The organism is Mesorhizobium sp. WSM4904, from assembly GCF_029674545.1.
In the GTDB taxonomy this organism is placed as follows: Bacteria; Pseudomonadota; Alphaproteobacteria; order Rhizobiales; family Rhizobiaceae; genus Mesorhizobium.
On the sequence record NZ_CP121354.1, the window covers coordinates 36,531 to 50,480 of the forward strand.

The 13,950-nt window shown below is 64.3% G+C and carries 15 protein-coding genes; 4 read left to right on the plus strand and 11 right to left on the minus strand.

The genetic code is table 11. The features are described from left to right. Window positions 1–71: 71 nt before the first annotated feature. From miaB to QAZ47_RS00230, 10 genes are all read right to left on the minus strand, one after another. A complete protein-coding gene (gene miaB / locus QAZ47_RS00185) occupies window positions 72–1,373 on the minus strand; it encodes a tRNA (N6-isopentenyl adenosine(37)-C2)-methylthiotransferase MiaB (RefSeq protein ID WP_278233926.1) in 1,302 nt (433 codons plus the stop codon). 182 nt (window positions 1,374–1,555) lie between these two features. Next, complete coding sequence (locus tag QAZ47_RS00190) at window positions 1,556–2,368, minus strand: lysophospholipid acyltransferase family protein (RefSeq protein ID WP_278232077.1); 813 nt, start codon at window positions 2,366–2,368, stop codon at window positions 1,556–1,558. A gap of 119 nt (window positions 2,369–2,487) precedes the next feature. Further along, on the minus strand, window positions 2,488–2,982 hold the full coding sequence (rimI, locus tag QAZ47_RS00195) for a ribosomal protein S18-alanine N-acetyltransferase (protein ID WP_278232078.1): 495 nt from the start codon (window positions 2,980–2,982) through the stop codon (window positions 2,488–2,490). Further along, entirely contained in the window at window positions 2,982–3,689 is a 708-nt protein-coding gene (gene tsaB, locus QAZ47_RS00200) for a tRNA (adenosine(37)-N6)-threonylcarbamoyltransferase complex dimerization subunit type 1 TsaB (protein ID WP_278232079.1), read from the minus strand. Before tsaB ends, rimI begins: the two co-directional genes overlap by 1 nt. Before the next feature lie 148 nt (window positions 3,690–3,837). Then, the gene (locus tag QAZ47_RS00205) at window positions 3,838–4,944 is read right to left on the minus strand and encodes a DUF1513 domain-containing protein (RefSeq protein ID WP_278232080.1); all 1,107 of its coding nucleotides are present in this window, start codon (window positions 4,942–4,944) and stop codon (window positions 3,838–3,840) included. Window positions 4,945–5,296: 352 nt separating this feature from the next. Further along, on the minus strand, window positions 5,297–6,376 hold the full coding sequence (locus QAZ47_RS00210) for an imelysin family protein (RefSeq protein WP_278232081.1): 1,080 nt from the start codon (window positions 6,374–6,376) through the stop codon (window positions 5,297–5,299). Beyond that, window positions 6,376–7,965 (minus strand): di-heme oxidoredictase family protein, encoded by a 1,590-nt coding sequence (locus tag QAZ47_RS00215; RefSeq protein ID WP_278232082.1) that lies wholly within the window; start codon window positions 7,963–7,965, stop codon window positions 6,376–6,378. The genes QAZ47_RS00210 and QAZ47_RS00215 overlap by 1 nt, the downstream gene beginning before the upstream one ends. Window positions 7,966–7,977: 12 nt before the next feature. Further along, on the minus strand, window positions 7,978–8,463 hold the full coding sequence (gene bfr, locus QAZ47_RS00220) for a bacterioferritin (protein ID WP_278204948.1): 486 nt from the start codon (window positions 8,461–8,463) through the stop codon (window positions 7,978–7,980). Next, on the minus strand, window positions 8,429–8,740 hold the full coding sequence (locus tag QAZ47_RS00225; protein WP_278232083.1) for a (2Fe-2S)-binding protein: 312 nt from the start codon (window positions 8,738–8,740) through the stop codon (window positions 8,429–8,431). The genes bfr and QAZ47_RS00225 overlap by 35 nt, the downstream gene beginning before the upstream one ends. Window positions 8,741–8,800: 60 nt before the next feature. Then, window positions 8,801–10,102: an imelysin family protein gene (locus tag QAZ47_RS00230; RefSeq protein WP_278232084.1), complete on the minus strand. Its 1,302-nt coding sequence runs from the start codon at window positions 10,100–10,102 to the stop codon at window positions 8,801–8,803. A gap of 72 nt (window positions 10,103–10,174) precedes the next feature. Here QAZ47_RS00230 and QAZ47_RS00235 point away from each other — a divergent pair, with 72 nt between their 5' ends. The 4 genes from QAZ47_RS00235 to QAZ47_RS00250 all read left to right on the plus strand — a co-directional run bounded on the left by QAZ47_RS00235 (window position 10,175) and on the right by QAZ47_RS00250 (window position 12,381). Beyond that, window positions 10,175–10,369, plus strand: coding sequence for a hypothetical protein (locus QAZ47_RS00235; protein ID WP_278232085.1), 195 nt, complete (start codon window positions 10,175–10,177; stop codon window positions 10,367–10,369). A gap of 163 nt (window positions 10,370–10,532) precedes the next feature. Then, window positions 10,533–11,783 carry an FAD-dependent oxidoreductase gene (locus QAZ47_RS00240; protein WP_278232086.1) on the plus strand — a complete coding sequence of 417 codons (1,251 nt, stop codon included), beginning with the start codon at window positions 10,533–10,535 and terminating at the stop codon, window positions 11,781–11,783. Window positions 11,784–11,820: 37 nt separating this feature from the next. Further along, window positions 11,821–12,051: a type II toxin-antitoxin system ParD family antitoxin gene (locus QAZ47_RS00245; protein ID WP_278232087.1), complete on the plus strand. Its 231-nt coding sequence runs from the start codon at window positions 11,821–11,823 to the stop codon at window positions 12,049–12,051. A gap of 3 nt (window positions 12,052–12,054) precedes the next feature. Next, window positions 12,055–12,381 carry a type II toxin-antitoxin system RelE/ParE family toxin gene (locus tag QAZ47_RS00250; protein ID WP_278232088.1) on the plus strand — a complete coding sequence of 109 codons (327 nt, stop codon included), beginning with the start codon at window positions 12,055–12,057 and terminating at the stop codon, window positions 12,379–12,381. 54 nt (window positions 12,382–12,435) lie between these two features. Here the strand turns inward: QAZ47_RS00250 and QAZ47_RS00255 are convergent, their stop codons facing one another. Beyond that, a complete protein-coding gene (locus tag QAZ47_RS00255; RefSeq protein ID WP_278232089.1) occupies window positions 12,436–13,713 on the minus strand; it encodes a 4-aminobutyrate--2-oxoglutarate transaminase in 1,278 nt (425 codons plus the stop codon). Between the last annotated feature and the right edge of the window lie 237 nt (window positions 13,714–13,950).

Genomic DNA, 13,950 nt, shown 5'->3' on the forward strand with positions numbered 1-13,950 from the left:
TCTCCTCATCTGCCGAGGCTCGTGGCTATGCATGTCGCTGTCCCAAACCGCGAGCACTTGGGCGACATGCATCAGGCCAACTCGGCGAACAGGCTGTTTTGACCTGTCTTCGTGATTCGTACGTCAATAATGTCACCGATTCCGCCGGCCTTGTCGTCAACAATAACCGGCTGCAGCCATGGCGATCTGCCGACTTTCTGGTGGGGACGGCGGCCCGGCTTCTCGATCAGCGTGCTGACCGTGCGGCCGACCATGCCGGCGATGAAATCCTTCTGCTGCTCGTTGATCAGCGCCTGCAGGCGCTGCAGCCGCTCGTCCTTCACGGCTTCCGAGACATGGCCGTCCATCTCGGCGCCCGGAGTGCCGGGACGCGGCGAATATTTGAACGTGAAGGCCGAAGCGTAATTCACCTGTCGCACCAGCTCGAGAGTCGCCTCGAAATCCTTGTCCGTCTCGCCGGGGAAGCCGACGATGAAGTCGCCCGACATGGCGATATCGCCGCGCGCGGCGCGGATGCGCTCGATGAGGTTCAGATAGTCGCGTGCCGTGTGCCTGCGGTTCATCGCCTTCAGTATCCGGTCGGAGCCCGACTGCACTGGTAAATGCAGATAGGGCATCAATGCCGGCAGGTCACGGTGCGCGGCGATCAATTCATCGTCCATGTCGCGCGGATGGCTGGTGGTGTAGCGCAGCCGCGCCAGGCCGGGGATTTCCGCCAGGCGGAAAAGCAGGCGGCCGAGACCCCATTCCTTGCCGCTCCCGCCCTCGCCGTGCCAGGCGTTGACATTCTGCCCGAGCAGCGTCACCTCGCGCACGCCGGCCTCGGCCAGGCGCTCGGCCTCGGCGACGATCTGGGCAACCGGCCGCGAGACTTCCGAGCCGCGCGTATAGGGCACGACACAGAAGGTGCAGAACTTGTCGCAGCCTTCCTGGACGGTGAGGAAGGCGGTGACGCCGCGCCTGGCCACCTCGGCGCGCTTCGGCTGCGGCAAATGCTCGAACTTGTCCTCGATGGCGTAGTCGGTCTCGACGATCTTCTGCCCGCCCCGGACCCTGGCCAGCACGTCGGGCAGACGGTGATAGGTCTGCGGGCCGATGACGAGATCGACCGCCGGCGCGCGGCGGATGATCTCCGCGCCCTCGGCCTGCGCCACGCAGCCGGCGACGCCGATCAGCAGCTCGCGCCCGGCCTCGGCGCGCACGGCCTTCATGTCGCGGATCCGGCCAAGCTCGGAATAGACTTTTTCCGCCGCCTTCTCGCGGATATGGCAGGTGTTGAGCAGCACCAGATCGGCGTCGTCGACGACATCAGTCGCGACATAGCCGTCGGCGGCCAGCGCATCGGTCATGCGCTGGGAATCGTAGACATTCATCTGGCAGCCGTAAGTCTTGACGAAGACTTTTTTCGGCGCCGGGACAGTGCCGGCCGAGTGCTCGGGCGCCGTGCCGATGTCGTGGCTTTCAATCGCGTTCAATTCCATCGGGCGGCTTCTAACGCCTTTCCGTGACAAAAAACAGACGATTCTGGCGGGTTACGGCGCCGGGCGTTCGGTCTTCAGGCTATGCGCTGACGACTGGGACGCGGATCGGCGAGTGCGGCCTGCATCATCTCGCGCACCTTGGCTTCCATCAATCTTGCCGTTTCCTTGCGGTTCGAGCCCTTGGCGAACGGCACCGGATCGCCGAAATGCACCTCGGCATCGACCGCGCCTTCGGCAAGCAGGACCTTCAGATGCGGCATCAGATCCTGGTCGCCGATCCATGCGGCCATCGGCCGATGGCGGCGGCCCATCGGCACGCCGTGCACGCGCGTGTAGGCGATCGCCACCGGCTGGATGAACACCTGCTCCGCGGCCCCTTCGGAAATCGCCATCGATGCCGCGCCGAACAAAGTGCTCTTGAACGGCAGCACCAGATTGCCGTCACCGGTCGAGCCCTCGGCGAACAGCACCATGGCATCGCCCTTGGCCATGCGCCTGGCGATCTCGCTCGCCTGGTCGCCGGAGGTGCGCTTGCGCTCGCGCTCGATGAAGACGGTGCGCTGCAGCTTGGACAGCATGCCGATCATCGGCCAGCCTTCCATATCGGCCCGGGCGATGAACTTCACATCGACAAAGGAGCCGAGCACCATGATGTCGGTCCAGGAGATGTGATTGGCCGCGATGAGCAGGGGGCGCTGCTTGGCCAGTGCGCCCTTAACGTGCACGCGCATGCCGAGCGCCTTGAGGATCATACCGTGCCAGATTTTCAGGACGACCGTCTCCGGCCAGAGCCCGGTCTTCATCGACAGGAGCTGCAGCGGCACCATCACCAGCGTGCCGGCGGCGACGAGGCCGAACGACATGAAAATCCGCAATCTCTTGATCATTCGCTCCGGCCCTATCATTACAGCGCCGCGCGCCCTCTCGGGCGCAAACGACGCTGTAACACCCCAATTTGGCGCATGATCCTTTCCGAACCTCCGGTTCGGGGTCATGTGCCGTGTCGCTAGCGAAGATCGCGGCGCATGACAAGCGCGCCCGTCGGGCCGTGCTCGGTCGACCGGTAGTAGTTCGGACGCTGGCCGACCTGGCGGAAGCCGAGCCTGCGGTAGAGCGCGATCGCCGGCTGATTGGTCTCGTCGACTTCGAGGAAAAGCGCCTCGGCGCGCTGCGCGTGCAGTTCGCGCAGCACCGCATCCATCAATTGCCAGCCGAGCCCCTGGCGGCGATGCGCGCGGGCCACAGCAACCGTCAGGATCTCGCCCTCGCCCGCCGCCAGACGCGCCAGAACGAAACCGACCGGAGGCTTCGATCCCTGTCCTGTCTCGCGCGCTGCGTAACCGAACACGGCGTCCTGTTCGAGCAGCGCCGCGAATTCGCCGTCCGTCCAGGGCCGGACAAAATCCTCGCGATGCAACACCGAAACGGCGGCGCTGTCGGCAACCGTCAGCGGCTCCAGCGCATAGTCCCTGCGGCGCGGTTGAAGGAAAGGTATGCGCATCAGGACTGTTTTCCCCTCGGACCGCGATCTCTTCGGTCTTGTCTTGGCAATATGAACCCGGCCTGCGGCTTGGCGTCGGCGCCGCGCAGATAGAGCGGCTTCGGCTTTTCGCCTGGCCCCTTGGCGGCGGCCAGCCGGGCATAGGTCGCGATGTCCGCCGTTGCGGAAACCGGCCCGACGTCGAAGCTGTTTCCGGCGGCCGCGGCAATCTGCGGCGCGGCGGTGCCGGCCAGGATCGCGGACGCGTTGACCGCCATTGCGGTCGCTTCGGAAAGCGTGACCACCGCAGGACCGTAAGTCAAGACTAACGCTTTGTCGAAAAGAGCCGCGTGGATCTCCTCGCGGCCGGCGTCGAGCGCGGCAAGTACGTCGCGGCCTGGAAAGGCATTCTCTGTCTCCGCCGCCAGCGCTTCCAGGGTCGTCACGCCGATGGCCGGGATCTTCAAGGCCAAAGCCAGACCGCGCGCGGTGGAGACGCCGACGCGCAGGCCGGTGAAGGAACCAGGGCCGATCGAGACGGCAACGGCGCCCAGCTCCTGATAGCCGATCCCGCCGGCCTTCAAGGCGGCCTCGACGACGGCCATCAGATGCTCGGCGTGCTCCTTGCCGAGGTCGAGCACCTTGCGGCCAAGTTCAGTGGCCGCACCCGCGTCGTAGACGCAGGCGGCACAGAGACTGGCGGCGCAGTCGATGGCAAGCAATTTCATGCGGGCAACTTCATACGGGCAGCTTCATGTGGCCGGTTGACGAACGCCTTCCCTCTGCCCGGCATGGCCCGCCGCCGCAAGTGCCAGGCCGCATAAATGTTAAGCGGCTTTGCTTCCGTGCGACACCAGGGACAAGGCCCGTCGGCAGTCAGGCAGCGCCCGTGATGCGCAGCATGTGGTTGTCCCAGACGTAGTCGGGCTCGGAGCGCGCGGCACCGGCGCCGCCGACGATCTCACCGGCGCCCGTCGTTGCCATGAAGCCGGCGCGATCGGGAGCCAGGCCGCAGACTTCGACAAGCGATCTGGTCGCGACAACGCGCCCGCTGGCGGCATCAATGATCGCCAGCGAGTTCCCTTCCGGCGAGGTGACGGCGACCGTGCCGGCGACGGGATTGGCGGCTACGGAGCCGATATAGTTGCGGAGGCCGGAGAGCACGTCCTGCGGCATCTCCAGCAATTCGAGTTCCTTGCCGCGCACGGCGCGCCCGACCAGAGCCGGACTGTCGGTGGCCGGTCCGCGATACTGGCAGCCGAACCAGACGGTGCCGGCCTGGTCGCGGTCCATGTGGCGGATCGAGAGCTGGTGCAGCGCCGGCGGCAGCTCATGCTTTTCGATCAGGTCGCCGGTGACGCGGTCGACCAGCGTGTAGGAAGGCTTCATCGTCGCGATGTTCAGCTCGGCGCGACCATAGTCCGGATGGGTTTCGATGCCGCCATTGGCGATGGCGAGTGTGCGGCCATCGCCAAGCAAAAGCAGTTCATGCGGCCCCATGCCGTAGGTCGGGAACTCGCCGATACGATCGAATTTTGCCCGCGCGTCATAAACGCCGACGACGCCCGCGGCGTCATCAAAATCGTTCTCGGTCGCATAGAGCAGCGCGCCGTCGGGAGAGAACACGCCGTGGCCGAAGAAATGCCGGCCGGCGATGCTGGCGATGGTCAATGGCTTCTCGCGACCGGCATGGTCGAAGACGACGGCGAAGGTGCCGGGCTGGCGGGCAAAGACGACCGAACGCTTCGACACGGGATCGAAGGTGACGTCATGGCCGCGGTCGGGCAGATCGAGGGTGCGCAGGATCTTGCCGGCCTCGGAGAGCACGGCGGCGCCGAAGCCGCCGTCGCGCCTGACGAAGGCGGTGGCGAAGATCGCGTCCGCTGCCAGCGTGTCCGCCCAGGCGCGCGGCGCCATGGCGGCGGCGAAGCTCGCGCCGGCAGCCTTCAGGAAATCGCGGCGATCGATGAGCGCGGTTTTCAAGAGACGATCCTCCTGAGTATCGGCTCATTGCAGGACACGACAATTTCGACGGACCGGAGCTGACGCTTGGTACCTACCAATTGTTGGGATAGGTCATCGCAGACGTTGGAGATTGGCCGAAGCCTACCAACCTTCGTCATCCTTGGGCGAAGCAGGAGCGAAGCTCCGTCGCGAAGACCCAAGGATCCATGCCGTGACCTTGGCCGAAGGGTGCAGCGGAGCAGAATTCTGCACCGTGGCGGCGCCTCAAAGTCACGGCATGGATCCTCGGGTCTTCGCCGCGTCGCTTCGCTCCTTGCTTCGCCCGTGGATGACGACTGGAGAAGCGTCCCAACCAATCTCAAAATCATGCTTAATCCCCGTCAAGCGACGAAAAGCCGGCGGTCAGGCCGAACTCGGCGGTCATCCTGGTGCCGATCAGGGTCGAGAGGCTGGAGGTGATCAGGGCGAAGTGCTCGAGCTTGGCGCGCAATGCCGGATCGGCGAGCGCCTTGTCGATCGGGCCGGCGACGGACTTCGCCGTCGCCACGCCATTGGTAAGCTGGATATGGATGGACTCTGCCATCCACCGCGCATCGGCGGGCAGCGCATCGCCAAGTTCCGAGGCCTGGAACAGCTGGTCGATGCCGGACAGGTTCCCGGCCAGTGAATTCGTCGTGTTCTGCGAGCGCCAATAGATCGCCTGCTTCGGCTTGTCGGCGTCCGGCCTCGCGCCGAGGAAGCCTTTGAGCCGCACGTCGCGGATCATGTCCAGCTCGTTGATGAAGACGCCGACCAGTTCCGTCACCGCTTCGGTGCCGTCGCGATAGAGCGGGTTCTTCGGCCCCGGATTGGCCCAGAGCGAGGCAAAGCCTTCAGGCTTGTCCCAGGCGTCGCGGGTCTCGCCGGCGATCGCCTCGATGTTGCCGGCCACCGCAGACCCATACGCGCATCGATAGGGCTCGTCCTTGCCGGCAAGCGTTTCGGCGCCATCGCCGAACAGCACATATTCGAGCGCGCCGAGCCCCTGCATGGCGACGCTCTTATCGGCAAGCTGCGCCGGATCGGTGGCGGAGGGATCCTTGGCGGCGAGCGTCGCCTGCATCTGCCTCAAGCCGATGCTCTTGCGGTCCGGCCAGTAGAGCATGCGCTCCAGCCGGTTGTTCTCCTTGACCGGTCCGAAGGCAATGATCTCGGCCACCGACCAGGCTTCGACCGTGGCGGAAAAGTCCGCGCGCGCCGCATCCAGATTTTGCCGGGATGGAGCATCGCAAAGCTGGTGCATCGCCTTGGTCAGGCTCGCGGCATGATCGTCAAGCCTGGCATAGGCAGGGCGGACGAAGCCGTCGATCGCGCGCCCGATGACGTCGGAGGCCTTGACCGCGGCCGAGGCCGGCAAGGCAGCGGCAAGAAAGAGCGGAAGGACAAGCGCGGCGGCCAGGCGTTTCGACATCAGAGCGACTCCAGGAATTTGATCAGCGCATCGCGATCGGCGGCGGCGGCGCCGGCAAAGCGGTCGCGCGCCTTCCGGCCCTCGCCACCATGCCAGAGGATCGCCTCTTCAAGCGTGCGGGCGCGCCCGTCATGCAGGTAGAAGCTGTTGCCGTTGACCGTCGCGGTCAGGCCAATGCCCCAGAGCGGCGGCGTGCGCCATTCGCTGCCGCTCGCCTCCCCGACATGCTGCCCGTCGGCAAGACCCTCGCCCATGTCGTGCAGCAGAAAGTCGGAATAGGGCCAGATCAATTGGAAGGCCTGCGCCTTGTTGGGCGTGCCGCGCATGGTGACAAATTTCGGCGTGTGGCAGGAAATGCAGCCCATCTCGTAGAATTGCCTCTTGCCGGCAAGGACCTCCGGCTTGTCGAGGTCGCGCCGCGCCGGCACGGCGAGGTTCTGCGAATAGAAGGTGACGAGGTCCATGACCGGGGGCGGCGCTTCCGCACTGCCCAGCCGCTGCTGCACGCCGTTCGGCAGGGCTAGGCAATCCTTTTGCGCTTCGGTGCAGTCGCCCCAATGCTTCGGCACGTCGGGCGTGGAAATGCCGATGTCGCCGGCAAAGGCGTCGGCCGCCTGCTGGCGGATCGAGGCGGCCTGCGCCTTCCAGCCGAAACGGCCGATCGTCAGTTCGTCGCGAACGATGTTCGGCCTGCCGGAGATGCCATCGCCATCGCGATCGTCCGGATCGGCATGGGCGAGAATGTCGGCCGGAGCGATCTGCTCGATCAGGCCGAGCCCGATCATCGGCGGCGTCAGGCGCGGCGACAAAGTCGTGCGCGGATCGAGCGGGCCATAGCTCAGATCCTCGACCGAGTAGCTGGGCTTGCGCAGCGAAACGACCGTGCCGTCGCCGAGTGTGACCTTCTGCTCGGAATAGTCGACGCGCATGCGGCCTTCACCCTTGAGGCCCGGAACCGCCAGATCCTGCAGTTGCGAGCCATAGACCGAATCGGGCAAGTTCAGCAGCTTGTGGTCGGCGAGCGCCGCCGTCTCTTCCGCGCTGCTCGCGTCGCGCGCGAGACGCAAGAACATCGATGTGGAGCCCGTGCCGCCTCCCGGGGGCCGCCCGCGACCGTCCTTCAAATGGCAATTCTGGCAGGCACGCTCGTTGAACAGCGGACCTAGCCCGTCGGAGGCCTGCGTGGATGAGGGCGACGACACCCAGTTCTTGCGGAAAAGCGCGTTGCCGAGCTTGAAGGTCGCCTCTTCCTCGAAGGTGATGTTGGCGGAGGATTGCGAGAAGGCATCCCGGTTGATGTCTTTCCTGGACGTTCCGGCGCCGCCCTGCATCAGCTCGAACGGCTCGGGTTTGGTAAAGTCGCCGGTTGGCTTGGTGACGACCAGAACCCGTGCCTGGTCTTTCGGGGTCAGGTCGGTGCGGCTCGTTGGCAGACCGGCCGGCTCGCCAGCCGAGACGGATGCAACGAGCGTGACCGCCAGCGAAAGCCAAGCCCCGCGACTGGTCCGGTATCGCGGGTTCTTCGGAAGCGGCAGGCCAACACCTTTGGCCCGCCACGAGCGGCGCGAAAAATCTATGGGGCGCCGCATTCCCGCATGTCCTTACTCCGCCTCGTTGGCCGAGTCGGCGTTGAGCTGGCCGTATTTTTCCTCGCCGATCGAGGCGAGCAGGTCGAGTTGCGTCTCCAGGAAGTCGATGTGGCTTTCCTCGTCGGCAAGCAGGTCCTCGAAGAGCTTCATCGACACGTAGTCGCCCTCATCCTGACAGATCTCGCGCGAGCGCTTGTAGGACGTGCGCGCGTCATATTCGCCGGCGAGATCGGATTCGAGCACTTCCTTCACGTTCTGGCCGATGCGCAGCGGCGCGACGGATTGCAGGTTCGGATGCCCTTCGAGGAAGATGATGCGGGCCACCAGCCGGTCGGCATGATGCATTTCCTCGATCGATTCCGCCCGCTCCTTCTTTGCCAGCCTGGTGTAACCCCAGTCCTCGAGCAGACGATAATGGACCCAGTACTGATTGACAGCTCCGAGCTCCAGAAACAGGGCTTCGTTAAGCCGCTCGATGATCTGCGGTTCGCCTTTCATGGAATCTGCTCCCGTATTGGACGCGCAGGTTTCTCACGCGATCCAGGTGTGAAACGATGTCCGCGCCGCTCCCCTCTGAACGGGCGTGATAGGTCTCGGTGACCCGAATGATCGTTTCCACCACATTTAGGAAGCAGCCGCAACAGCGGCCGCGCTTGCTCATGGCATGATAGACCTTGGCCGGCACGATAAGCTGCCAGGGATCTTCATCCAGCAGACCGACGATCGTCTGCTCGATTTCCTTTTCAGTGATGATGTTGCAATGGCAGATCAGCATTTACTTGCTCTGGCTGACGGCGCCGCTCCGGCGCCGTTGGCTGTTACTGGCCCGACAATCCTACTTGAACACCTTGTCCGGCGCATCGAGGCTGTCGGAGCCTTCGAAGGCGATGGCGTTGAGCTTGAGCGAACCGACGGCGCGCTCGATCGACTTGGTCTGGTCGATCAGCGCGTCGATCGCCGCCTGCACCGTGGCATTGCCCTCCGCATTGCCCTCGGCGATCTGCTGGTCATAGGCCTCGCCGGCCAGCGCCCGCGCCTTGATCGCCTCCATCTTGGCGACAGTGACGTCGAGCTTGTCGGACAATTCCTTGTCGATCGCCGGATCGGCGGCCTTCACCATATCCGCCACCGACGGGCCGGAAACCACGGTGCCGTCGAGACGCGTGTAGCTGGCGTGATAGGCGGCGCGGATGCCGACGGCGTCGTAGAGATGCGAGTTGTAGGTATTGTCGGAGAAGCAGTCGTGCTCTTCCTCGGGGTCGTGCAGCAGGAGACCGAGCTTCATGCGCTCGCCGGCCAGTTCGCCGTAGGAGAGCGAGCCCATGCCGGTGAAGATGGTGGAGATGCCGGCATTCGGCTCGCCCTCGATAAGGTTCTTGCGCGCCGCGCCGCCTTCCTTCCAGTTGTTGACCATCTCCTGCAGGTCGGACACCAGCAGGTCGCTCGCCGACTTCAGATATTCGGCACGCCGGTCGCAGTTGCCGCCGGTGCAGTTCTTGAGATCGTAGTCGGTGTAAGGCCGCTCGCCGGCGCCGGGGCCGGTGCCATGCAGGTCCTGGCCCCAGAGCAGGAATTCGATGGCGTGATAGCCGGTCGCCACATTGGCCTCGACACCGCCGGCCTCCTGCAGCGTGCCGGAGAGGAATTCGGGCGTCAGCTTCGAGGCGTCGACCTTCTTGCCGTTGATCTCGATCTCCTTGTTGGCGATGACGTTCGCCGTATAGAGCGAATTCTCGTCCGACTCCGTGCCATAGCTCTTTGCGACATAGTCGATCAGGCCTTCGTCCAGCGGCCAGGAATTCACCCGGCCTTCCCAGTCGTCGACGATCTTGTTGCCGAAGCGATAGACCTCGGTCTGCTGGTAGGGGACGCGCGCCGCCTTCCAGGCCTCGCGAGCGGCATTGAGCGTCGCGGCCGAGGGTGTGGCGATGAGCGCGTCGACGGCCTTGTCGAGCGCCTGCGCGGTGGTCAGCGAGTCCTCGTACTTGGCCAGCGCGATGTCGGCATAGGTCTTGATCACAGCCTTCGCGTCGGTTTCGGCTTTCGCCGGCAGCACGAACACGGCGGCCGTCAGCGCCGCGGTGGCGCCGATCGCGGCCAGCCTGCCGCCGAAACGCGCCGTGATTATCGCTTTCATCAATCCCATCTCCTCAGAAATTCAACGACATAGGTGTACGGCCGCAGGCGAGCGGCGCCAGCGCGAGCACGAATGACCGGAAAGGCAAAGTTGCCGCGCAATGGCGCGGCCAATCAGCAAAAGACACCGAAATGCCTCCAATCGAAAGGGTTCAAGGCCCAGACATCAAAGGATGCGCCAGCAGAGGCGCAGGCTCTCCATAAAGCGGCGGAAAGGCCGGAAGTCAACTGGCGAGGCAGAGAAAATTCAATTGAAACAACAGTTTAGAATTATTCTAAACTACAATTATCAACTTTAAGCCGGCGACGCGCCGAACATCCGGATTGACAGGCGGCCATTCTGGGTGCGACCCGGACCAAGGCTCTTGCGGCGGCGGCAGGCAATCGCCACTTGCCGGAAGATACTAGATTTCAAAGAAAAAAGGGCTGCCATGAGGAACGGGGTGGTGATTGTCGGTGCGGGCCATGCCGGCGTGCAAGCGGCGGCGAGCCTGCGCGAGGAAGGCTATGACGGACCGGTCATCCTGATCGGCGACGAGAACGAGCTGCCCTACCACAAGCCGCCGCTGTCCAAGACCTTCATCAAGGATGCGGAAGCCAAACCGCAGCCTTTGCGCGGCGAAGCCTTCTATTCGGGCAACGCCATCGATTTCCGGCCGGGCGTTTGGATCGACAGGATCGATATCGGCGCGCGCAGGCTCGAGGTTTCCGGCGGCGCAATTCCCTTCGACCGGCTGGTGCTTGCGACCGGATCGCGGCCGCGCCTCATCAAGCTCGATGGCGCGGAGCTCGCCGGCGTGGTGTCGCTGCGCTCGCTGGCCGACGCGCGGCTGATCCGCGAGCTCAGCACGGAGAGCGAGGACGTCGTCATCCTGGGCGGCGGCTTCATCGGCCTGGAGATTGCGGCGACGCTGAGGGCAGCCGGGCGCAAGGTCACGGTCGTCGAGGCTCTCGACAGGCTGCTCGGCCGTGCCGTGGCGCCGGTGATAGCGGCTCATGTGCGACAGCGCCTCGATGCGATGGGCGTGCGCATCCTGACCGGCACCACGATTGCTCGACTGGAAGGCGAAGGCGGCCGCGTCTCGGCCGCGATCACCTCGAGCGGCGAGCGCCTGGCGGCGCAGATGGTGATCATCGGCATCGGCGTGGTGCCCAATGTCGAGCTGGCGGAAGCCGCCGGCATCGTGATCGGCAACGGCATCCGCGTCGACCAGCATATGCAAAGCTCGATCCCGGAAATCCTCGCGGTCGGCGATGCGGCTTCCTACCGGCACTGGTTCACCGGCGCCGACGTGCGGCTGGAATCGGTGCAGAACGCCACCGACCAGGCGCGGCTTGCCGCGCGCACCATTCTCGGCCATGCCGACCCCTTCTCCGCCGTGCCGTGGTTCTGGTCGGATATCGGCGACATGAAGCTGCAGATGGTCGGCCTGACGCAGGGCGGCGACAGCCATGTCGTGCTCGGCGAGCCGGCCGAGAACAAGTTCTCGATCTATCACTATACGGGCAACCGCCTGCTCGGCATCGAATCCGTCAACCGCCCGGCCGACCACATGCTCGGCCGCAAGATGCTCGGCGCCGGCTTCTCGCCCTCGCCGCAGATGGTCGCGGCAGGGCCGGATGCGCTGAAGGCGGCGCTTGCCGGGTTTCAGACCACGGAGCCGGCCAAGGCAGATGCGTAGAGTTGCCAATTTTTGCCATACGCCATAAAATGGCAAAATGAGCACCATGAACATCTCACTGCCTGACAGCCTGAAGCATTATGTCGATCAGCAAGTGGCGGATCGCGGCTATGGCACGAGCAGCGAGTATGTGCGTGAATTGATCCGGCACGATCAGGATCGTCAACGTCTGCGCCGTTTGCTCCTCGAGGGCGCTTCATCCGCGCCGGGCGCTCCAGTTGACGACGACTATTTCGCAGCGCTGCGAAAACGAGCCCAGGGCCAATAATTAGTGGCCACAAAGGCGATCATTCCTCGAAACCTTGCTTTGCGGGATATCGAGGACGCTATCGATTACTATGCGCGCGAAGTCGGTTCGCACATGGCGTTGGGCTATGTCGAGGATCTTCAAAATGCCTACGAACTGATAGCCAACCATCCGGCATCGGGCTCGCTGAGGCACGGCTACGAAATTGGATTACCCGGTTTGCGCAGCGTGCAATTCAAGCGCTATCCGTACCTGATTTTCTGTCTCGAACAGGCTGACCATATCGATGTGTGGCGGGTTCTGCACGCCAAGATGGATATTCCAGCCTGGTTGCAGAATCCGGACTCCTGACGGCACGCTCGCCCGGCTCCGTGAAAGCCGTCAGGAGAAACGCGAGGCCGCCCTTCAGGCCGCGCGCACTTCGCGGATCGAGCTCTCCAGGATATCCAGCGCCTCAGTCATCACGCCGTCCTGGATGGTGATCGGCGACAGGAAGCGGATGACGTTTCCGTAGACGCCGCATGTGAGCAGGATGAGGCCCTGGTCGAGCGCCTTCAGCCGCACCGCATTGGCGAATTCTGCGGAGGGCAGGCCTTTGTTCACGTCGTTGAACTCGACGGCGTTCATGAAGCCCGGGCCGCGAATGTCGACGATCTCCGGCACATCCTCGCGGATCGAAACCAGGCGCTGCTTCAGCCTGGCGCCAAGCGCGTTGGCGCGGTCGCAGAGTTTTTCCTCTTCGATGACGTCGAGCACCGCATGGGCCGCGGCGACTCCGATCGGGCTGCCGCCATAGGTGCCGCCAAGGCCGCCGGGACCAGGCGCATCCATGATCTCGGCGCGGCCGGTGACGGCCGAGAGCGGGAAGCCGCCGGCGAGGCTCTTGGCCATGGTGGTCAGATCGGGCGCCACGTCGTGGTGCTCCATGGCGAACATCTTGCCGGTGCGGGCAAAGCCGGTCTGCACCTCGTCGGCGACAAGCAGGATGCCGTGCTGGTCACAGACCTTGCGCAGCGCCGTCATGAAGTCGCGCGGCGCCTCGTAGAAGCCGCCCTCGCCCTGCACCGGCTCGACGATGATGGCGGCAACCCTGGCCGGATCGACATCGGCCTTGAACAGCTTGTCGAGCGCCGCAAGCGAATCCGCAACCGAAACGCCATGCAGCGCGACCGGGAACGGGGCATGGAAGACATCGGCCGGCATGGCGCCGAAGCCGACCTTGTAGGGTACGACCTTGCCGGTCAGCGCCATGCCCATGAAGGTGCGGCCGTGGAAGCCGCCGGAGAAGGCGATGACTGCCTGGCGGCCGGTGGCGTTGCGCGCGATCTTTATCGCGTTCTCGACCGCCTCGGCGCCGGTGGTGACGAAGATCGTCTTCTTGTCGAACTTGCCGGGCAGCATGCCGTTCAGACGCTCGGCGAGGCGCACATAGCTCTCATAGGGCACGACCTGGTGGCAGGTGTGGGTGAAGCGGTCGAGCTGCGCCTTGACCGCCTCGATCACCTTCGGATGGCGGTGACCGGTGTTGACCACGGCGATGCCGGAAGAGAAGTCGATGTAGCGGCGGCCCTCGACGTCCCAGATTTCCGAATTCTCGGCGCGATCGGCGTAGATCTGCGTGGTCATGCCGACGCCGCGCGAGATCGACTGGTTCTTGCGTTCGGAAATGGCTGAATTTTTCATGTCGTCCCTCATCGGGCCATCCCTCATCGAGACTGGACCCGTCCGTTTGATGGAGCTCTTCTCGCCTTATTTCACGTTTTCCTCAAGTTGGCACCATGGCCCAGTCGATTGGGCCTGCCGCAGGGCCGAAATCCATCTTAACCAGCCGGTCGATCACGGAGCAGAAACGGTTTCCTTTTCCCGCCGATCGATTATCCTCATTTCATCCGCGACGTAGCGCCGTCAGGAGCGGCTCCC